Here is a 21,127-nt window from a genome sequence, read left to right as displayed (position 1 = left end):
GGTATTCCGTATCTCACACAGGTTTCGCGCAGATGAGGGTTCGCAGCCCGACTAGGCGCCGCGGCATCGCCTGTCGAGTGCCGTCAAACGTTTCCAGTGAACTATCGCGCCAAGGTCATCGGATCGTGAAGGAATGGTAGTGCGCGAGGAGGAGGATCGGAAGATGACATCGCGTGGCCCGCTCTGGTTGTGAACCGGAGCGAAGCAAGGTTCGAAGATCTTCAGAAGCGGCCCTTGGTTCCGCAACGGTCCCAACGTCCGATACGGGTCAAATTCACCCATTGATCGATGCATGGAGTTGCCATTCGAAGTTGACACGCAATGAATGGCCGGCCTGAGTCGTTGAGCGGCCTTCGCCGCGCCGATAGACGAACGTCAGCTAAGGCCGAATCGTGCGCATAGCTATTCCGGCAGGCTCCGGAGTCTTCCCGCCGATGCCGATGCAGTTGCAAGAGCAAGCCATGCGCACACGCTCCGGAAAACCGCTCTAAAGAATTCTATCCAACGCCTTGGCGAGCCTGGCGACCGCGCCTTCAACATCATGCAGTTTATCCAGGCCAAACAATCCCACGCGGAAGGTCTTGAAATCTTCACCCTCATCGCATTGAAGAGGAACGCCAGGCGCGATCTGGAAGCCCGCATCGGCGAATTTCTTCCCCGATCGTATGCCGTCATCATCCGTGTAGCTGACCACAACACCCGGAGCCTGAAAACCTTCGGCCGCCACGCTTTTGAAACCTGCGCCAGTCAAGAGTGAGCGAACGCGCTTACCGAGTTCAAGCTGCTCCGCTCTCACTTTGTCGAAGCCGTATGCCTCGGTCTCCTTCATGACATCACGCAGTATCGCGAGACTGTCCGTGGGCATCGTGGCGTGGTACGCGAACCCACCGTTCTCGTAGGCCTCCATGATCTGCAGCCATTTGCGAAGATCGCAAGCGAAACTGGTGCTAGTCGTTGAGTCGATTCTTTCGCGAGCGAGTGGGCTGAGCATGACCAACGCGCAGCAAGGTGACGCGCTCCATCCCTTTTGCGGCGCGCTGATCAGGACATCGACGCCACTGGCCTGCATGTCCACCCAGACCGTGCCGGAGGCGATGCAATCCAGTACGAACATGCCGCCGACGGCATGAACCGCGTCAGACACCGCGCGCAAATAGGCATCAGGCAGCATCATCCCGGATGCGGTTTCGACATGCGGCGCAAAGACCAGATCCGGCTTGTTTTCCTTGATCGCAGCGACCACTTCGTCGATCGGAGCCGGCGCATATGCGGCCTGCCTTCCTTGTTCGACCGGACGCGCCTTCAACACCATCGATTCAGACGGAATGCTGCCCATGTCGAAAATCTGCGACCAGCGGAAACTGAACCAGCCATTGCGGATAACCAGACACTTCTTGTTTGTCGCGAACTGCCGGGCAACGGCTTCCATGCCGAAAGTCCCGCTGCCCGGGACGACAACAGCCGACTTCGCGTTGTAGACTTTTTTCAGTGCGTCGGAAATATCGCGCATGACTCCTTGAAAGAGCTGCGACATATGATTGATTGAACGGTCGGTGTAAACGACCGAATATTCGAGGAGCCCCTCGCGGTCGACATCGGGAAGTAGACCTGGCACATTCGCCTCCGGTAATAATCGAATAAACGAATCGAAAACAGATTCTAACGAAAGCCACCTGCAACACCATCGGCCGAGACGCCCCCGTTACCCTTACAGCAGGTGTTGGCAGGGACCAGCCGCCGAGTCACGCCGGTTGGGAATGCTGCGTGGCAACAACCGGCACGATCGTTTACCTTCGCCCAAGCGTGGTTTCAAAATGAAACTCTCCTATTGCTTGTGGGAGTGTGCCATGAAGACCGAACAATCCAGTGAGGCGTGGAACACTTTAGTCGGTTCGAGTAAGGCAGCTGTGCCGTCCGCAACTTTTCGACGCAACCTGTCCGTCAGCATGCGGCCCGCGCGTCATTGTGATGGCGGCCTGATTAAATCACCCGCCTCAACCTCATGACGGAGACTCATATGCAATACCTGTTGATGATCTATTCGGAAGAAGGCCGCTGGAACCAGATGACAGACAGCGAGCGGCAGCAAGGCGTCGCCGCGTATCAGGCGTACACCGAATCGTTGAAAAAAGCGGAAGTGCTGGCGGGCGCAAACCGGCTACAGCACACGAACGCAGCCACCACGGTGCGACTCGTCGACGGCAAGCCGCAGGTTCTTGACGGACCCTTCTCCGATTCGAAAGAGCAGCTCGGCGGCTACTACCTGATCGACGTGCCGAACCTGGACGCGGCGATCGCGTGGGCGTCACGTTGTCCCGGCGCGGGGTACGGCACCATGGAAGTACGCCCGGTCTGGACGGCCCCCTACGATGCACCGTCCGCTGCATGAGTCCGTCCGGCGGCGACCGTGACGCTGACGGCGCGGCGCGTTCGATTGCCGAGGCGGTCGCTCGCCGCGGTTACGGCAAGCTCGTCGCGCTGCTGGCGATGCGCACGCGCGACGTCGCCGCAGCCGAGGACGCACTGGCCGACGCGTTCGAGGCCGCGCTCGCCGATTGGCCGGAGCGCGGCTGCCCCGCGAATCCCGAAGCGTGGCTGATGACGGTCGCGCGCCGCCGTGCAATCGACGGCGCGCGCCATCGCCGCGTCGGCGACGAAGTGGTGAACCAGCTCGCGATTCTCGCCGACGAGATCGACGAGCGTGAAGCAGGCGCGTTGCCCGACCGGCGGCTTACGCTGCTGTTCGCCTGCACGCACCCTGCCCTCGAGGCTGCGATTCGCACGCCGCTGATGCTGCAGGTGGTTCTCGGGCTCGAAGCGAAGACGATTGCGTCCGCGTTCCTGATGTCGCCTGCGGCGATGAGCAAGCGCCTCGTCCGGGCAAAGAACAAGATCCGTGAAGCAGGCATTCCGTTCAGCGTGCCCGAGCGCGAGGAGTTGCCCGGCCGCCTCGATGCGGTGCTGGAAGCGGTCTATGCGGTGTATGCGGAAGGGTGGACCGACCCGGTTGGCGGCGATACCGAGAGGCGCGATCTCACCGGTGAGGCGCTGTTTCTTGCGCAACTGCTTGTCGAACTGCTGCCCGAGGAGCCAGAGACACTGGGGCTGCTCGCGCTGATGCTGTATGCACAAGCGCGTTGCGACGCGCGACGCGATGCGGCCGGAGATTACGTCCCGCTGTCGGCTCAGGATCCGGCGACATGGAACGCGCCGATGATCGACGCAGCCGACGCACTGCTGCGTCGCGCAAACGCGTTCAACGCGATTGGACGTTTTCAGCTCGAGGCCGCGCTGCAGTCGGCACACGTGCACCGCTGCCGCACGCACTGCTCGAACTGGGACGAGATCGTACAACTTTATGATGCGCTGCTCACGATTGCAGCATCGCCGGTGGTCGCGGTGAACCGCGCGCTCGCGCTGGCGGAACGGGACGGCGCGCCGGCGGCGCTCGACGCGCTCGAGCCGTATGCAGACGATCCGCGGCTGGCCGACTACCAGCCGTACTGGGCCGCGCGCGCCGATCTGCTGGCGCGTGCCGGCGCGACGGCCGAAGCGCTCTGCGCGTACGATCTCGCGATCGGGCTCGCGCGCGATCCGGCCGTGCGCCGGTTCCTGCAGCGCAAGCGTTTCGAGCTGCCATCGGCGAGCAGTTAGCCTGGCCTTGCGTCTGCCTTGCGAGGTCATATACTGGCTGAGTCTGCCTGCTGTCCGTGGACCGAGCTTCACCTCATCTGCTCTGTTTGGACGAAGCCATGCTCACCATCGATGACATCCGGGCGATTCCACTCTTCTCGACACTCTCCGACAACGAGCTGGACCATCTCGCGCACACGTCCGCAGACCTGCATCTGTGCGCGGGTGAATTCGCGGTCCATGAAGGTGGAGAGCGAGCGCTGTACGCCGTCCTGGCCGGCAAGATGGAAGTCATCAAAACGTTCGACGGCATCGAGCGCACACTGGGCTGGCGACTGCCCGGAACCATCTTTGGCGAAGTGCCGCTCGCGTTGAGTTCCCCGTTCCCAGGCGCCTATCGGGCCTCGGAGCCCTCGCGTGTCATGCGCGTTGACGCTCAGCGCTACTACACACTCGCTGCTGCGTCGCCGGAAGTTGCGTTGAAGATGGGCGCCCTCGCCCGCGAGCGCATCGGCGGACTGCAGGGCCTCTCCGCCGAACCGCCCAAGCCTCGCGTGACGCTTGTCGGCAATCGCTGGGACACTGCTTGTACCGCGTTGCGCCAGTTCCTGGCCCGCAACCAGATCAGCTGCGACTGGATGACGCCCGATGCGCCTGAACTGCCAGCGCGCTGGCCTGGCACTCGCCCGCCAGAGGAGGATTGCCCGGCGTTGCGGCTGGTCGACGGGACGGTGCTTTGCCGGCCGGCGACACGCCAGCTCGCCGAATTACTGGGTCTGCAGACGCAGCCTCGCCTTGCCGCATACGACACGTTGATCATCGGTGGTGGCCCCGCAGGTCTTGCTGCGGCAGTCTATGGTGCGTCGGAAGGCTTGCGCACTGTGGTGGTGGAGCGCGAAGCGCCAGGCGGGCAAGCCGGGACTTCCTCGCGCATCGAGAATTACCTCGGCTTTCCAAACGGTGTGTCGGGCGACGAACTCGCGAGCCGTGCCTTGCAGCAGGCAAGGCGGCTGGGTGCCGAGATTCTGGTGACGCGATCTGTCGATCGAATCGATGTCGACGGGCGTAACGTTCACCTCGACGGAGGCGACGTCATCCATGCGCGAACGATCATTCTCGCGACTGGCGTCACGTGGCGCCGCCTCGCGATCGATGGCTTCGACCGGTTTATCGGTAAAGGAATTTACTACGGCGCGTCACGCAGCGAAGCGAACGCGACTCATGGACTCGACGTCTATCTGATCGGCGGTGGAAACTCGGCCGGCCAGGCCGCTTTGTACTTTGCCAATCATGCACGCATGGTGACGCTGATCTTGCGAGGCGATTCACTTGAGAAGAGCATGTCTCGCTATCTGATCGAGCAACTTCGCAGCAAGTCAAACGTGGCAGTGCAACAGCGTTCGGAAGTTGTCGGCGCATACGGCGATACCCATCTGACATCGATCGACATACGCGAAGGGCCGAGCGCCGAGGTAAGCCGGCACGACTGCGGTGGATTGTTCGTGTTCATTGGCGCCGATGCAGAAACCGGGTGGTTGCCGACGGAGATCGCTCGTGACGCACGCGGATATGTTCTCACCGGGGACGACGTCGTTAAGGCGGGACACTGGTCTTGTAGCCGTGATCCCTACCTGCTCGAATCGAGTGTTCCTGGCGTGTTTGCCTGTGGGGATGTGAGGTTGAGCCCTGTCAAGCGTGTCGCTTCAGCCGTCGGCGAGGGCAGCATGGCAATCGCGTTCGCTCACAAATATCTGCAGCACGACGCTAGCTAGCAGGCGTATGTGTGCCTGGCACAGTGGGTTTCGATTGATTCTGAACGTCCGCTTCGATGCGTCGGATAGATGGTTTTGGGCCTGTTGCCGCTGACAGCGCTCATGTGGCCAAGCGCCGTCCACCACACGTAAAGGTCGACAACCTCGTCGCCGATATCCTCGACTCTGACTGGGACAGCGACGTCACAGTAGTCATCGACAATGTCAAAACGAAGGGCGCACTACTGATAGCGAGTAACGACCCATGTCCATTCCGGTTATCTGGTGCGGCAGCGTTGCACTCTGTTTTGCATAACTGATTGAAGCCTGCTTCCGATCGCTGGAATCCGAATATTGGTACGTCGTCTTTTCTTGAGCTAGTTGTGACCTGACGTCGTCATTCATCGCCGGCGGCGTCGACTGAGCGAACGAAGATACAGCCGGGACCAAAATAGATGCAGCGACGATGAGCTGAACGAGTTTCATAATTTTTCTCCAGGGAGTGTTTCGCGCGCAGCCTTTTGCGGGCTCGGAGAAAGCAGTGTAGATCGGCGACCGCTTAGATGTGAGCACAAACAGGGCAATTCATTGTTGTCGGTTTATGCCTGATCATGGCCTTGCGGCGAAAGCTCGCCGAGGCAAGTCCAAGTGTGTTTCCGGCTAGGGACGCGGCACCGCTCATCGCCAGCCACAGCGGAAAAGAGTCGGCGCACAAGGCGATATGAATCACCTCGGTCTGTTCTGCGGGTCGATCGCTTCGGGGTGCTCTGTTGGTCACGGCGGCGTCGGGCGCGGCGCGCGATGCACGCCTCAGTCAGCGTGTCGCCACGCGTATCAGCCCTGCCGCCGGAACCGGCTTCGCCCGCGCATCTGCCTGGTCAACGGCGACGCGCCACTTCGGAAACGTCGCGGAGCCGTCGACTTTCCACGACTCGCCCATCTCGTCGACATACATCGCGTTCGCGCTTCGCCCGGCCGCCGACGCACGCCGCAGCGCGCCCGGCGCGGCGCGTTCGAACGACCGGCTGCCCTGTTCGTTGAACACTGTCGCAAGCGGCCGCCGCGCCTGGCCCGATCGGCTGAGCGGCGCGGTTAGCGGTCCTGCGGGCGCGCGCAACACCGCGCCGGCGGGCTCGCGGCCGGCGAGGATCGCGCCGAGCAGCGCGGACGGACCGCTCGAAGCTGATGCTTCGTTGGCCGTCTCGCTGGCGCGCTTCGCGTTCGGCGCACTCGGTGAATCGAGTGCGAGCGGCTCGCTCGCGCCGTCGATCTGCACGACGAGGATGACGTGCCAGTCGTCCGGCGTGTTGTTGTAGCGCGGCGCGAGCGACACGAGACGCAGCCGCCCGATGTCGAAACCCGCGTCGCGCAGCAGCAGATATTTGGCGACGGCGAAATCCTTGCACACGCCGCTTTCGGCAAAGAACCGTGCCGGCGCGTAGTAGCTGCCGTCGGTTCCGTCGCGGTAGCGGACCTCGTTGACGAGCGCGTCGGCGAGCAGCACGGCTGACGCATCGCCGGCCTTCGCGCGCTCTGCCCGCACCTGCGCAACGAGACGGCCCCAGCCGGCGGGTGCGCGCGTCAGGTGGCTGCGCAGCGCTTCGCGCAGGCGCTGCACGCGGCCAATCGCATCCGACGATGGTTCGAGCTGCTTGTCGGCAAGCGGCAGGAGGAACATCAGGTCGCCGACTTGCGCGAGTTCCGGGCGGATCTTGCGGTTGGCTTCCCACCACGTCCCGGTGCGCAGGCGCTCGATACCCGCTTTCAGTGCGTGAGGCGTGGCCGAATCGCTGGGACCCGCGTCACTCGTGCCGGATACAAAGCGTTGCGTTGCGGCCGGCAGGTTCGTGGCGCCCGCGACGGCGGGCAAAAGCACCGCGGCCGCTAACGAGCACTGGATAAAGCAGAGGAGCAGTCGAGCGAGCGGCATGTGAAACTCCCGGAAGCCACACCGGGCGCCGATGCGCCCGGTGTTTCGAAGCCTCCCGATGCCGTCTACGCTATTTGACGCAAGGCAACGCTGGCTTGAAACCAACATTGCATGCAACGTGCCAATTCGTCGTATCGCTCTACGCCATTGATTAAACACGGAATTGTCTTTGCGAGGCTGGGTGCTGCAAATGCCTCATGACGCCCACCGCCCAACAGGCACGCGATATCCGTTGGCGCTACCCGCACACTTTGACGTCGGAGGCCGTGTCCCCCTTCCATCGCTCCTTCGGCCCGCAGGTCAGTTAACGAAGACGCGGGTTCCCTGGCGCCACGTAGCCGCCTGATATGCGCCCGTTCTCCAATGACGGCAATGGCCGATCATTTGCCGTTCAAGGTCCAGCATCCGCTCGCACAGCCATAGCCATAGCCATAGCCATAGCCATAGCCATAGCCATCAGATAGCGTCGGATATCGACGACACGTCAGGGAACCATCTGCATATCGCCCGGAGCTTGCGGCGGCAGCTTGATAGAAAGGACCTTGAATTCGCCGCTGGTCGGCTCGGCCCCCGCATGTACCGTCCCCTTCGGGATAATGATCAGGTCGCCAGGGTGAATCTGACGCTGTTCGTTACCCAGCCAGAAAGTGCCGCTCCCCGAAATCACGTACTGGATTTCGTCGGAACCTCGATGCGTATGCTTGGGTACGTTACCGCTCTGCACTGCGATGCTCCCGCTCGGCGTAACTACCAGGCCCTTCGAGCGCAAGGTACCCATGTTCGGAATCTGTGGGCCGAGATCGGCATCGGTCATGGCCACCAGGTCGATGATCTGCGCCGTTAGCGGCACGTTTGACGCCTGGGCTCGCGCCGGCGTGCCAAGATGGGATACAAACATGCCGGCAACAAAGGCGGCGGGTAACGCCGCGAGATAGAGGTATTGACGCATGTTCTCGTCCTTTTAGATTAAGGGGGGACCATCGGCGTGCAGTGCTCTGACGTGTTTTGTCTTAGTTGGATTGTCGCGCTATCGGGGAGGCGGTTCAAAACCAGGGCAACACCGTAGTACGCCACCGCGTTGCCGCAAACGGAGCCTACCTGTCGGGCGCTGTGGCTTTGCGGGCCGTCGGCCGTGCGGATGGCGTGCGTGGCGCCGGGCGACTGGCTGCGGGGGCCCCTCCGCGCGTTACAGGCGAGCCGGCACCGGCATCCAGACGAAAGAACGCAATCGCCTGATTAAGCTGCCGCCCCTGGTCTTCGAGTGATCGGGAGGCCGCCGCCGCTTCCTCTACCAGCGCGGCATTCTGCTGCGTGACTTCGTCCATCTGCGTGATGGCCTGATTGACCTGTTCGATACCCCGGCTTTGTTCGGTCGACGCAGCGGCGATTTCCCCCATGATGTCGGTCACCCGGGCGACGGCCTGTGTGACCTGCGACATCGTCTTTCCCGCCTCGTTCGCGAGCACCGAACCGTCCTGGATTTTCTGCACGGAAGCGTTGATCAGATCCTTGATTTCTTTCGCCGCGCTGGACGAGCGCTGCGCGAGGCTGCGCACTTCGCTTGCGACCACCGCGAACCCGCGGCCCTGTTCACCCGCCCGCGCCGCTTCCACGGCCGCGTTCAGCGCCAGGATATTGGTCTGGAAGGCAATCCCTTCGATGATCCCGGTGATATCCGCGATCTTGGTGGAGCTCGCGCTGATCTCGCCCATCGTGCCGGCGACCTGTCCGACCACCGCATTGCCCTTGAGCGCCACTTCGGATGCATTGGCGGAGAGCGAGCTCGCCTGCTGCGCGTTCTCAGCGTTCTGCCTCACCGTCGAGGTCAGCTCTTCCATGCTCGAGGCGGTTTCCTGCAGTGACGCAGCCTGCTGTTCGGTCCGGGACGAAAGATCGACGTTGCCCGAAGCGATCTGGCTGGAGCCAGTCGCGATACTGTCTGCCGCGGTGCGGACCTGAGCGATCAGACTGACGAGACTTGCCTGCATGTCACCCATCGAGGCGAGCACGCTCCCGGAATGCGCGCTCTTCGCCCCCGCGACCGGGCTCAGATCGCCCGCCGCGATGCGTTGCGTGACCGCACCCAGTTCGGCCGGCTCGGCACCCAGGGCGCGCAGCAAGCCCCGCGTGATGACGAGGCCCGCCACGATTGCCATCGCGACGGCGGCGAGGCAAATCACCATCAGCAGGTTCCGCTGCGTCGCATAACGATCCTCCGACTCGCGAACCAGATCATCGGCACGACTACGCGTGTACTCCGCGTAGTCGTTCGATGCCTTGACCAGCGCGGCGAGCAGCGGCCGGCAGTCGTCGTTGATCTTCTTGACCGCTTCGTCGCGCCTGTTCGCAACGGCGAGGCCAACGATCGCGTTGGCAACGGGTGTATACGCGGCCTCGATCCGGTTGATTTCGCCCACGAGGCTGCGGGCTTTTTCAGTCGCATCGGACGCGGACGCAACCATCCCGTTGAGCTTCGCGAGGTTCGACTGCACCTCTATCTGGGCCTGCGCTTCGGCGGCCTTTTCCACCTCGAAATCGCCCGGCGTGGTGACCAGCGCCATGTTGCGCGCTGCAATCGCGCGCCGGTCAACCGCGGTTCGAACCTGCGCAGCCATATTGGCGCGGGCGTTGACGCCCGACAGAAAACTTGCGAACCGGTCGTTGGCGTCGTTCAGCGATTTCAGCGATATGCCCGACACGATCAAGACGACGGCGGCAAGAACGCCGAAAGCCCCCGTGAGCTTTGCCTTTACCGACAGAGTGTTGAGATTCATATTTGGACCTTAGTTGTCGCCTGTTGTGCGCGAGCAGGGGTTCGAGCCATTGGGTGTCGTGGAAGACGCGGCCCGGATAGCGCAGGACAACAAACTTCGCGCCTATGCATCTCGCATTACGGCGCGGTTGGGCGTTACTGTAGGGTGAGAAACCCTGCGGCGGGCGACGCAAAGGTTTGCGTGTAATTTAATTTTTATAGGGCCAAGCCGGCATTACTCACTAGATGACTCGTGGCGCTGGAGCACTGTGGAGATTGCCCGCGGCCAGAATCTACAATTGCGGCGAACGTTGGCTGGATCCGGCTCGGGCAGATCGACCGGCGTGGCGACGTCTCTCTGCGTACGCTGCTCGCTCAGGATGCCCGAAGAACGTTCAAGTCGGCGGTGCGTGCCGACCCGGCGCACACGCCGGCAACGACGGATATCTCCGAGCAAAACCGAGATCTGGCGCTGCGCTTACCGGCCACACGCCGCAGCAGTTCGATGGGGCCCGTGCGGCCGCCAATGCACCAGATACTGCGCGAGTACTATCGGCCATGAGGCGCCGTTCATCTAGACCGTCACATGGACATTCATGCGACTGCTCCGCTTTCTGAGCGGCCGTTTCGATTACAACGACGCGTGTCGCGTCGACGAACCTGGCTTCGATAAAATCACTCGCTCGGGCGGCGCCACCACCGTCACGCTTTCACCACCGCAACGCGTGGTTCATAGAGTTTTGAGCACAACGCTCGCCAGCTTGCGCAGTTCGTCGAACTGCGTAACGAGTTCGAGGCACAGAATAAAGGCCAGCATCGCTGAAGGCCCCGGGCAGCGTTCGATCCATCGCACCGCCGGAGTCGCGTAGTGCACGCGGATCGCATCTCGCGTCATGACATAGGTAATTCCGATTCCCACAGCAGCGCCCACCAGCAAATCGGTTGGGTAGTGAAAGCCGAGATAGGCGCGCGGAACGCAAATGAACAGCACGGTATAGAGAATCGCCAGCGCACCGACTCCGCGCCACACGAGGAAGATGCCGGTGGCGACCGCCATCCATAGCATCGCGTGATCGCTTGGGAAGGAACTCCAACTTGTCAGCAGTGCTTCCTTGATATCGCTACCTGCAAACTGCAGATGCAGTTCGGCGCTATAGATGGGGCGCACTCGGAACGGCAACCAGTGGGTGAGCAGCCTTCCGACGAAGAGCGCCACGAGGCCACTGAGAAGCGTCGCGAGAACCATTTCTCGCCGCCATTCGCGGCGCTCGTTCTGCTGAAACCACATCCACCACAGGACGGGAATCAGTACGAGGCCTTTGAAGGTGTAAAGGTCGGCGATGGTTTCTATGGATCGGGTCGCGAAATGACTGAAGTGTATGTTGGACAGATATGTCTCGATAGACGAATCAAAGCTATTCATTAATTGTCAGAAACTACTTCAGTTATTCACATCGACGTTAGCATAGCCCACTGGATGTGCCGCATCTTTGGTGCTTACTTTCACTGACAACTTTTACTGCGCAATTTCATCGCCAACTTTCACTGACGGCTTACGGTGCGAGTATCTTCTTCAGGCTGCGGATGCCGACGAACACCGCGCCGGCCACGTCCATCGGAAAATCTCGGGTGGCTATGGCGACACCCGCTCGATACTCGTCGATCAGTGCGTCGATAGCCGCAGCGGAAATGCCGTCCACTGTCGCTGGGTGACGCAATCGAGCTTCGGCCAAGAATCCGCCGACGACCTCATCCCTCGAATGTCCGGTGCACTCCGAGACGCGCCGCACAGTTTGCAGGATGATGACTGCCTGCATCGGGTCACCGCCTTCTGCCGTTCGTCGTGCAGTGACTACTGCCGTAGGAACGGCCGCAGTACGCCCATACGAGAAGGCTGCTTTTGCTACTGTGCGGGTGGCTGACCCGAGGAAAGTATCGTCCTCAGCTTTGTGCCGCCGATGGATTCGCAATTGGAAGGCTTCGGATCAGTCCATTGCACCGCGACGCCACGGACGACGGGCCGGACCATACGCCAAGGCCAGAAGCCGAAGCGCTGTGATCCGTTGTACTCGACAATTGCGTCCGCTCCTCGTAGTTGGGCGTACTCCGCCATCTTCGGGAGAATGTCCTGAACGCTACCGTACGAGCCCTTGCCGATCTTGATGTTCTTGATGACCTTGTATTTCTGACTGGCGGGCGGGAGGCGTGCGAAGAAACAGAATTCACCAAGGTCGCTGTGAAGATCGCTCGTCGAGGCTTCGTGGCTTTTGGAGATGTCCACTTCAGCGTCGGGCGTGGCATCCGATGCCGGTTCCGCTGAATGTGCGGTATTCGCGGCGAGGCCGATAACGAACAATGATGCGATCAACGGAACTACGAATTGCCGTGCAGGGTTCATGAGTGGTCTCAACGATTCGCGCCGGGTTAGCGTTTTATTGTGGAGACGGGATAGTAAGCGACTGTAAGCCTGCCGACCACTATGAAGTGTTGTGCGTTCGCATCGGTTGCGCGAGGCGGCTTGCTTGTGATTAAGCTGGCAGGCGCACACCGCCGCGCGAGCAGCGAAAATGACCGGGAAGCAGATAGCTCAAGAACCGCGTATCGTATCCCGCATCTCAAACCTGAATCGATTCCATGTACGCTACTCGCCATGACCGCGCACGCGCAGTCACGATTGCCGCCACCTTTCTTATGCTCACACTGACAGGCTGCACGTCCTCGTCGCTGGATTCGCAAAACTCATCGCGTGATTCGCAATCGCAAGGTTCCGGCGCCACGTCGCTCGATGCCGCCATCAGTGGATCGCAGCGTAGCAGTCAGGCGCGTGCGCGCGACGTCTACCGTCATCCGAAAGAAACGCTGCAGTTCTTTGACCTCGGTCCAACGCAGGCGGTGTTGGAGATCGCCCCGGGAGGAGGATGGTATTCAGACATACTTGCGCCCTACTTGCGCAACGCGGGGCAGCTTTACGAGGCGCAATATCTCAGCACATCCGCCGATCTCGCCGCTGAAGACAGTGCGACCGATGCTGCTTATCGGCGCAAGCTCGCCAACGCTCCATCGGTTTACGGGAACGTCGTCGTCGGCACATTGCACGCAGGCCAGTTCAACGGCTTCGACGCGAATGAGAGATTCGATCGTGTCCTTACCTTTCGAAACATCCATAACTGGATCAAGGACGGGCAATTCGATGTGAACCTGCGCGCGTTCAACGGCGCGTTGAAGCATGGCGGCGAACTTGGCGTTGAGGAGCACCGCGCAGGGCCAGGAGCGACTGTGCAACAAATGATCGATTCCGGTTACGTGACTGAAGCGTTCGTCATCGAGCACGCACAAGCAGCCGGCTTCGTTCTGGTTGCGCGCAGCGAGATCAACGCGAATCCGAAAGATACAAAGGACTATCCGCACGGCGTGTGGTCGCTGCCGCCCAGTTATCAAGGCGGTGACGTCGACAGGTCACGCTTTGCTGCAATCGGGGAATCGGATCGCATGACGCTCAAGTTCGTCAAGCCTTAGCGATCGTATGCGTCATGCCAGCGGGAGAAAGGGTTAAGCAAGGTCGCGACAAGCGCTCACGCAACTCTTCCCCTTTCGGGCACTTTCTGCGGGCACGTTATCGCGGCTGACGACATGCGCGAATTGAAGCGGGTCCTGCGCGAGCGCGTTACGCAGGAACACGGGGCGCACGTCGATGCTTGCCAGTTCGTGCCGGTTGAACCACGCGAATTCGAGCTTGCGGCCCTGCTCGTTGCCTGCGTGGCGCATGGAGAAATCGAGGATGCGGGCGTCGGGCGGTACTTCGGTGGCGAAGTACAGGCCGACTTCGTGATGTGTGCGACCACCGCCCGTGAAGAAGTTTTCGACGATCCAGAGCAAGCGCCCCACTTTCACCTGGATATCCAGTTCCTCGCGCATCTCGCGCGCGACGGCCGTGGCCGCGTCCTCGCCGGCCTCGACACGGCCGCCTGGCAACGACCAGTATTCGTCGCCTTCCAGCATGTGCAGGAGGACGTGGTCGCGTGTCGTGATGACGGCGACGGCGCGGAAGTTGAAGCGGTGGCCGTCGGTGTCGAAGGAGATCATGGGCTTGTATGCATGCGCGGGCGTTGAGGATGCGCTATTTCGCCGGAAATGGCGGCGATGTGCAAGCTCGGGGCGTATGCGTTGCCAGGGGCTGGCTGAGTCGGTCGAGGCAGTGGCGATGGCACATCGGGGATCAGGGACAGAAGATATTGCGACGCTCGGCGACATCTCCCCATGGGATGAAGTCGCCAAAGCGCGAGCTCAGTACCTGTGAGCGCGTTTGCCAAGTAGTGCGTCAAGACGATTGGAAATTTCCCTGGCTTTTACGTGAAGCTCTTCGTCGGTTCAGCTCAGCTCTGCGGCATCGGTGTGGCTGCGCGTTTGCCTGCTTCAAGTGCCGCCTTCGGCAACGGCGGCGGCCCGTTGTCCTTCGCCAGGTTCGCCGCGCCCGGTGAACGGCTCACGAAGATGCGCGAAGGTAGTACAAAACCCTTGAGTGCAAGCAGTTCGAGCGGACCCTTGCCCACGTCGGTGCGCATCATGTAGCCCAGCGCGTGCGTGTCGCTGCCCAGCGCGGGCTTGCCGGGCTCCTGCGCGATGAGCGTGTCGATGTCGTAGGCGGCGTCGCTCGCGGACTTCGCAGCCGTGGGCCTGATTTCCCGCACGAAGGGCGAGGCCTGCCAGGTCAGCATGTACGTCGCGCTATCGACGGGTTCGACGCGCGCGCGTTCGAGCATCCGCACAAATGCCCAGCGTCCGTCGAACTCCAGACTGCGGTTCGTGCCCGCCTTCTCCGTCTGCCATTCGAGGCGCGTGCCCGTTCTCTGGGGATCGTTCGACGGCCAGTTCATCGGTTGCCAGGTTTCCTGCTGGTTGAAGTAGTGCAGCTTCTGGCCATCGACGGTGAGCAGCGTATCCGTGATACCCGGCGACGGCACCGGTTTGAAGTCGACGCGATACTGCGGCTCGCCCTGCGCGAGCAGGTGCCCTGCGATGCGTTGCAGCGTGTTGATAGCGGTAAGGAACGAAGGATCGAAGACAAGCGAGGACGTTGCCGTGGTGACGGGTATCCATTGATCGCCCTGCAACTCCAGCACGCCTGCGAGCTGGCTCGCGAGAAACGCGGAAATCAGGCCGCCTTGCGGTCGCAGGAAGCGCGCGAGTTCGGGCAGCGAGGCGTCGTTGGCGGTGCTGGCGAAGGGATAGCGTCCCGCGAACGAGCGGTTCCATGCCGAGACGATGCTCTGCTGCCAGGCTTCGTTCAGGCTCGCCTGGGCGGGCTGGAGCACGGTCTGCAAGGCTTGCGCGACAGAGCGCACGAACAGCGCGTCGCCCGTCCCCGCCCATTGCGCGCCGAGGCTCGCGGCGATCAGGCGGGCGTAGGACTGCGTGTCGGCGAGTTCCGAGCCCTTGCCCTGGAAGAGGGTTTGTGCGACCTGTCTCGCCTGGGCGTCGGCGTCGGCGCTGTCGCCGATCTGTTGCAGGCGTAAGCGCAAGGTCGTGACGCGTTCGAGATAGCGTTGCAGGCTCAGGTCGCTGTAGCTGGCTGCCGTTTTGCTGCTTGCTGACGGCACGTCGCTGCCGTTGGCCTGTGCGACGAGGCGCAGCACAGGGCCGAAGGACGGTCCGAGCGGTCCCGCGGGATCGGGCCGGACTGCCTGCGGTTCATCGGCTTTGCTGCCGCCGAAAATGGTCTGCGCCTTCGTGACGAGCGTGTCGGACAACGAGGTTTTCTGGGCGCCTGCGCCGCCCTGATACTCGAGCGACTTCATCAGCGCGATCAGTGGCGATTGGCGCGCGTCGACCATCGCCTTGAGCTGGCCGATGGCGGCGGGCATCGACGGTGCGTTCTCCCACTGGATCGTGTTCATGAAGGCCTGCCAGTGTTCGGCGTAGTCGGCGAAGTAGTGGCTGGTGAGTGCGGCCTTCAGGGCCTCAGGTGATGAGGCGGTCTGCGTTTGCTGTGCGCTGTTTGTTGTGTTTGCGCCGGCGAGCACCCAGTCGCTGGCGGTGCCGTTGTGTTTTGCGGCATCGTCGATGGCCTGCGCGATCGTGCCTTCCCATGCTTCACGCGTGAATACGCCGGGGACCGAGGCTGAGGTGCGGAACAGGCCGCGTGTGTCGGTGCCTGCTGTCAGAGAGGCCAGGGTCTGGTCCGGATACTTCCTGCCGACGGACGCGACGATGTCCTGATAGATCGTGTCTTCGGAGTTCTTTACGCCGATCACGGCGAGCAGTGTCTGACGTGAGCCGCTGATGAGGTCGTCGCGAGCGTCGATGCGCCATTCAGGATGCTGCTTCAGATGATCCGCGTAGAAGCCGAGCAGGCGCTGCGAGAGGTCGAGCTTCTCGCCTGGCGGCAGGTCGGCGGCGATGTTCCAGTAGTGCGGCAGCGATGGCGTCATGAAGGACGGATCGGCGTGTGCGGGCTCCGACATCATCAGGTAGGTCTTCAACGCCTTGTGACCGTCCTGCGCAAGCTGGCTCGTCTGGTTATCGAGCTGGGTGGTCTGCATCTGGTTCAGATCGACCAGTTGCGCTTCGAGGTTCTGCTGTACGGGTGCGATCAGCGTGTCGCGGGCGGCGCGCGAGTAGGGCTTCCAGACGGCTGAGAGTGTTTGTGCGTCGTGGTTCAGGCCGAAGCGGGTTTGAAGCGGCGTGTGGTGCTGGATGCGGTCTTCGTACAGTGAGATGCGTTGCTGGAGCCCGAGCAGGTTGCGCAGACGCGCGGCGGAGTCCTGTGCGGCGTTCAGGTTACGCACGGCTTCGCTGGTGAGGACGACGTCGTGGGCGTTGGTGGCGGCGGAGAGGAGCAGGCCCGTGGTCCATAGCGCGACTGCGCCAAAGGCGATCGTCGAGAAGACAGTGACGGGGTGCAGGCCGATGCGGTGGCCGCCTGTGCGGAGGGCGTCGGTGGCGAGGTGGTGCCAGAGGGCGGCGTCCAGTTCTTTGTTACCCACCGGCGGATGCGTGGTGAAGAACACCCCGCGCACTCCCACTGCGCGACACAGGCGCGAATTGACGCCTGCGATCCAGTTCGACAGCGCCGCGATGCGGCTGTCGAGATAGTCGGACATAAGGCCTGTATAGCGGTCGCTGTCGTCGCGGCCGATCTGCGCGATGCCGAGGTTGGTCAGGCGTATGTTCAAACCGCCAAGTGCTGTGCCGATAGCGTGCGCATCGGCCGCGTTAGGTAACTCGCATCCGATAACTGGCGTCGTGTTCAGCGCTCTGGCCGAGAGTTCAGCCTGATCTAGCACGTACACGGGCGCGGACCACTGCAGCGTATTCATGATGCACACGAGATTCATAGCCCACCCCGTTGTGCTGCGCGCGGTTTCAGGCAGCGGCGTGGCTCCATCGAGTGCAAGCACCATTGCATCGATTGGGCGGGCACGACGCAGCCGACGAATCTGGCGCAGCCACAATTCATCGGGCTGGCCATCTGTTCCCGCTCCGCCCCATAGCAGCACGACATCGTCCGTGATGAGCCAGCCTCTTTCGGCCACTCCGGGCAGCAACCGGCGAACGGTGGGGGCGTCGCCGGTGACAAGTAGCCAGGTATGGGTGTATGCCCAACGGAACCGCCGCGACTGCTGAAGTTGGAACCGCAGATCCTTTGCCCATCCCACAGCGCGTGTGGCACTCTGCTCTGCCTCTTGAGTGACCTTGTCCGCCGGCACGGGTGGCTCGATCCCCTGCTTCCTTGACGCTTGCTGCACGGTGAGCTGGATCTGTCGGCGTCGCGGCAGGACATACGCGAGTGCGCCCGCGATCAGCACAGTCGTCCAGACGATAATTTGTCGGTATCGCGTAAACCAGGCAGCCAGATCCTTCACGTCAACAGTGAACAGGATCACGCCGGCAAGGATGGCGATGATCGCTCCGGCGACCAGACACCGGCCCAAGATGTGTTTCTTCAATGTCAAGTTTGTATTTCCTCTCGCGGCGAGTGAGGCTGTGCTGACGCGATCATGCACAGGTTCAAAGGCTCATTCTCCGACTCACGCCAGGCGACAAGATGTGGCCCGGTTCCCTGTGTAGCCTCCAGTGCGGTCGCAAGCGCGATCCAGCTGCTCGCGGGCCCTGGTTTGCCCACGACGCTGTCAAGCTGCCGCTCGATCACTGGTATCTTGGGATCGGGCGTCAGCGCAGAAGTGATAGCGACCGACTCGTCATCGCACCTGGTGAACCAGACGTGCGTGGCGGTATCCGGCTGTAGTTGCATGTCGACAACCTGAGCCAGATCTCCTTCGAGCGTATCGCTTGCGACGATCATCGGCCTGAAGATGTAACCCGCCTGCGTGGCAGCCTGATCAATCAGAAGAGCTGCGGCGCTCTCACTGAAGTTGTGCTCCTTCTGACCGTTCGGCCAGATCTGTACGGCGATGATGAGGTGCGGCGCGGCATCGTTGAGATCGACCTGCTTCGCGAGCCACTGTGCGCAGCCCACTGCCCGCTCGACCACGACGGTGAAGTTGCAATTTGGCGCGATCTTGCCGAAAGTGGTTCTGGTGGCCTCTTTCCACGCGTTTGCAAATGCGAGTGATGCATCGTCAAGCAGAAGCTTGATGGACATCGCCGGTCTGTCCGCGAGCGTTGCCTGTAGCCCTCTGGCGATGCGGTCTAGCAGTTCCTGGCGTCGCGGTGCCTCGGTCTTGCCTTTCGTCCATGAGAAGGCTTTCGCGCGCCCTGTGTTCACGGGAAGATCGGCATCGGCATCGCTCAGTTGCGCCGTGGGAGTCGGGATCGGAAGGACCGCCAGTGCCGTGATGACATGAACTCGACGACGGCACCACTCTCGCCATAGCAACGTGATCCGCTCTTGCTCACGCTCGGCCTCTTCGGCAATCGTCTGCTCGCGCTCCCAACGATCGAGCCGGATACCGTACGCAAGGACGCAAGTGACTAGCGGGATACCGACGAGCAGCGCCCAGAATTGGAGGCCCTGAGTTGGCCCGCCATGCGGCCATAGCAGCAGTACGCCGCCGGCCATTCCAATGGCTATTGCCGTGAGCGCCGACAACCACAGACCCAAGGAGATCGGCTTAGGTCGCTCGATTTTTTTGAATGTTGGGATCGGCCAGGGCATGAAGCGATAAATTCAAAATCTACACGTTTAGTGATGCTGAAAAAGTGACACAGTTCGCAAAAAAATTCCATCACAGCCTTATTTAATCAAATTGTCGAATGCATGAGGCTCTCTTAGATTGAGTCATTCCGTACTATTCATTCGCGTTCGTCACTTTTCAATGACGGTCCAACACTGCGTCACTAGGAGCGTAAAATTCTCCATCATCTGGATTTTTGGTGATATGCCATAGCAGATGACCGTTTTTAATTGCAATTCGCGCTTTTCCATTTTTTGCGCCGAAAAACGAGGAGAAATGGACTGTTGCCGACTGCCCCGTGCGATCAATGATCCCATCGATGTTTGGGTTTCTCTCATCATCACAATCCGTCCTGTTGCCGTTTTGGGCGACAGCGCAATATTTCCCTTTGAGAACATTTCCATTCGCGTTAAGCTCAATCGAGAACGTTCTAGTACTCGGAGCGACGCTCCAATTCCAGTTACCTTCAAATGAATGGGCATATGCACGCTCATTGCCACCAATAGCAATAAGAATACATCCCAAATAAAAAGCATTCATTTTCAAAACTCTTACTCTCTGCAGCTCAAGCGCTAGCCGGCCTATTCGCCCATCCATTCAACAGCTTTTATTTTTCGAACTTCGCCCACGCTGGACTATCAGGAGCATTTCCTCGCTCGCTGACAGTTTCCAAACCTGGTTCTAGACGAATCTTACGAACATCCAAGCGCACTACGCTCATCGCATCTCAACTGCTTAATGATTTTCGACATATTATCGATCACTTGTGACTGGCATTTAATCTGCGCCACCTCATTTCCATTCTCAGAAACAACTACACCATAGCGTGGAATTGGCCCTTCAGCAGAGTCGTAATCTCTAAACACCGAATACTCGTAGCCCGCTGTTACGAAGCCGATCCTTGTGTAATCAACGTTTGATCGGAAGTAGTGATTGAAGAAAAATCCATCTTCGCCCCCTTGTTTCCCATAATATGAAAGCTCGATTCTTCCTGGCCTACCGTATCGGTAAGAGATCAAACGAGTGCGCTTATCTAGACATAATTCGATGGTTTTCAACCTCTCGGTAGAACATGAGAAAACCACCGATTCCGCCGGCGTACATTGGAAAGTCGAGGCTCGGGCTGCGCCGTAAATCGTGGTAGCCAACAAAACAAGAAAACGAGTTGCGCTTTTCGCTGATTTCATGTCTCACCAAGATCCCAATAGATTCGTTGCATCACCGCGCCCTTTTTCATTAACGTGTGCCTGTCTTTTCTAGCTTTCTGATCGGCACTCCCGCGTTCGCGGTCGCTGCAATGGGGACGAATTTCTTCTCGCCGCGAACAGCTGCCTGGTTCAGAAATAACATTTCTTCTGCACTGTCACGAGATTACCACTGGATTCAATTCATATATTCGGTACGATATCCGATGAATTTATGCCCATCAAAGTCAAAGCAAAAAATTCCATTCGTTGTCGCTCGATATACAAGGATGGAACCATCAATGCACACCCTGTTACTTCCGCCGGAGAATGTCAATCGCGGCTTCCTTATTATTTGAGAAGTCCTCGTATCGATTCGACCGGAAAAATAATCGAATGGCACGGGATAGACAATTCCGGTTAGCGAATCAATCACAACAATACTGTTTCCATAGCTATCAGATGATCGCCATTCTTTTATTTCCAGAAGAATATAATGACCATTAAAATTGACCGAACGGTTGGAGATGGCTTGCTTTATTTCATCAATATGTCGGTCATCACAAAAATTGACTGGGGAGTATAGAAAAGAACATTTGCCATACGCATAGCCAATTTCAATATGATCGAGCTCATGATTTGATATAGTTACCAGATATTTGGCATCAGAATTATTCGAATACATGAAGAATGAAATAGTCAATGCAATGATGCGAAAAATGTATTTCATGATCACCCTCGAC

Annotated in this window: 18 protein-coding genes; 4 read left to right on the top strand and 14 right to left on the bottom strand. The window is 60.2% G+C overall.

Annotated elements, in window-relative coordinates:
- Positions 1-487: 487 nt before the first annotated feature.
- Positions 488-1,615, bottom strand: coding sequence for an aminotransferase class V-fold PLP-dependent enzyme (locus tag C2L64_RS36415; RefSeq protein ID WP_009770844.1), 1,128 nt, complete (start codon positions 1,613-1,615; stop codon positions 488-490).
- A gap of 402 nt (positions 1,616-2,017) precedes the next feature.
- Between C2L64_RS36415 and C2L64_RS36410 the strand changes: the two genes are divergently transcribed.
- The 3 genes from C2L64_RS36410 (at position 2,018) to C2L64_RS36400 (ending at position 5,405) form a co-directional block, all read left to right on the top strand.
- The gene (locus C2L64_RS36410; protein ID WP_007740648.1) at positions 2,018-2,389 is read left to right on the top strand and encodes a YciI family protein; all 372 of its coding nucleotides are present in this window, start codon (positions 2,018-2,020) and stop codon (positions 2,387-2,389) included.
- Complete coding sequence (locus tag C2L64_RS36405; RefSeq protein ID WP_009770843.1) at positions 2,386-3,654, top strand: RNA polymerase sigma factor; 1,269 nt, start codon at positions 2,386-2,388, stop codon at positions 3,652-3,654. Before C2L64_RS36410 ends, C2L64_RS36405 begins: the two co-directional genes overlap by 4 nt.
- 98 nt (positions 3,655-3,752) lie before the next feature.
- On the top strand, positions 3,753-5,405 hold the full coding sequence (locus C2L64_RS36400; RefSeq protein ID WP_039902599.1) for an FAD-dependent oxidoreductase: 1,653 nt from the start codon (positions 3,753-3,755) through the stop codon (positions 5,403-5,405).
- A gap of 204 nt (positions 5,406-5,609) precedes the next feature.
- On the opposite strand, the gene C2L64_RS36395 is transcribed toward C2L64_RS36400, so the two are convergent.
- The 7 genes from C2L64_RS36395 to C2L64_RS36365 all read right to left on the bottom strand — a co-directional run bounded on the left by C2L64_RS36395 (position 5,610) and on the right by C2L64_RS36365 (position 12,347).
- Positions 5,610-5,870, bottom strand: coding sequence for a hypothetical protein (locus C2L64_RS36395; protein ID WP_009770841.1), 261 nt, complete (start codon positions 5,868-5,870; stop codon positions 5,610-5,612).
- A gap of 328 nt (positions 5,871-6,198) precedes the next feature.
- Positions 6,199-7,314 carry a transglutaminase-like domain-containing protein gene (locus C2L64_RS36390; protein WP_009770840.1) on the bottom strand — a complete coding sequence of 372 codons (1,116 nt, stop codon included), beginning with the start codon at positions 7,312-7,314 and terminating at the stop codon, positions 6,199-6,201.
- Between the two features lie 484 nt (positions 7,315-7,798).
- Positions 7,799-8,263, bottom strand: coding sequence for a cupin domain-containing protein (locus C2L64_RS36385; RefSeq protein WP_007740632.1), 465 nt, complete (start codon positions 8,261-8,263; stop codon positions 7,799-7,801).
- A 145-nt stretch (positions 8,264-8,408) separates the two neighbouring features.
- Positions 8,409-10,088, bottom strand: coding sequence for a methyl-accepting chemotaxis protein (locus C2L64_RS36380; RefSeq protein WP_009770839.1), 1,680 nt, complete (start codon positions 10,086-10,088; stop codon positions 8,409-8,411).
- Positions 10,089-10,796: 708 nt separating this feature from the next.
- Entirely contained in the window at positions 10,797-11,489 is a 693-nt protein-coding gene (locus C2L64_RS36375; protein ID WP_009770838.1) for a phosphatase PAP2 family protein, read from the bottom strand.
- A gap of 130 nt (positions 11,490-11,619) precedes the next feature.
- Positions 11,620-11,883, bottom strand: coding sequence for a hypothetical protein (locus C2L64_RS36370; protein ID WP_009770837.1), 264 nt, complete (start codon positions 11,881-11,883; stop codon positions 11,620-11,622).
- Between the two features lie 86 nt (positions 11,884-11,969).
- Positions 11,970-12,347, bottom strand: coding sequence for a hypothetical protein (locus C2L64_RS36365; RefSeq protein WP_242680946.1), 378 nt, complete (start codon positions 12,345-12,347; stop codon positions 11,970-11,972).
- A 353-nt stretch (positions 12,348-12,700) separates the two neighbouring features.
- Here C2L64_RS36365 and C2L64_RS36360 point away from each other — a divergent pair, with 353 nt between their 5' ends.
- Positions 12,701-13,582, top strand: a complete 882-nt coding sequence (locus C2L64_RS36360) for a class I SAM-dependent methyltransferase (protein WP_039902596.1) — start codon at positions 12,701-12,703, stop codon at positions 13,580-13,582.
- 33 nt (positions 13,583-13,615) lie between these two features.
- On the opposite strand, the gene C2L64_RS36355 is transcribed toward C2L64_RS36360, so the two are convergent.
- From C2L64_RS36355 to C2L64_RS53570, 6 genes are all read right to left on the bottom strand, one after another.
- Positions 13,616-14,149, bottom strand: coding sequence for an NUDIX hydrolase (locus C2L64_RS36355; protein ID WP_009770834.1), 534 nt, complete (start codon positions 14,147-14,149; stop codon positions 13,616-13,618).
- A 290-nt stretch (positions 14,150-14,439) separates the two neighbouring features.
- Entirely contained in the window at positions 14,440-18,018 is a 3,579-nt protein-coding gene (locus C2L64_RS36350) for an ImcF-related family protein (protein WP_103153741.1), read from the bottom strand.
- Positions 18,015-19,181, bottom strand: a complete 1,167-nt coding sequence (locus tag C2L64_RS36345; RefSeq protein ID WP_007740607.1) for a hypothetical protein — start codon at positions 19,179-19,181, stop codon at positions 18,015-18,017. Before C2L64_RS36345 ends, C2L64_RS36350 begins: the two co-directional genes overlap by 4 nt.
- A 157-nt stretch (positions 19,182-19,338) precedes the next feature.
- Positions 19,339-19,740 carry a hypothetical protein gene (locus tag C2L64_RS36340; protein ID WP_131542722.1) on the bottom strand — a complete coding sequence of 134 codons (402 nt, stop codon included), beginning with the start codon at positions 19,738-19,740 and terminating at the stop codon, positions 19,339-19,341.
- A gap of 152 nt (positions 19,741-19,892) precedes the next feature.
- Positions 19,893-20,387, bottom strand: a complete 495-nt coding sequence (locus C2L64_RS53575) for a hypothetical protein (RefSeq protein ID WP_131542723.1) — start codon at positions 20,385-20,387, stop codon at positions 19,893-19,895.
- Positions 20,388-20,583: 196 nt separating this feature from the next.
- Entirely contained in the window at positions 20,584-21,114 is a 531-nt protein-coding gene (locus C2L64_RS53570) for a hypothetical protein (RefSeq protein ID WP_081498988.1), read from the bottom strand.
- Positions 21,115-21,127 lie beyond the last annotated feature (13 nt).

This window comes from Paraburkholderia hospita, from assembly GCF_002902965.1.
Lineage (GTDB): Bacteria > Pseudomonadota > Gammaproteobacteria > Burkholderiales > Burkholderiaceae > Paraburkholderia > Paraburkholderia hospita.
The sequence above is the reverse complement of the archived record's forward strand: the minus strand, read 5'-3'. Positions and strand labels throughout refer to the sequence as shown.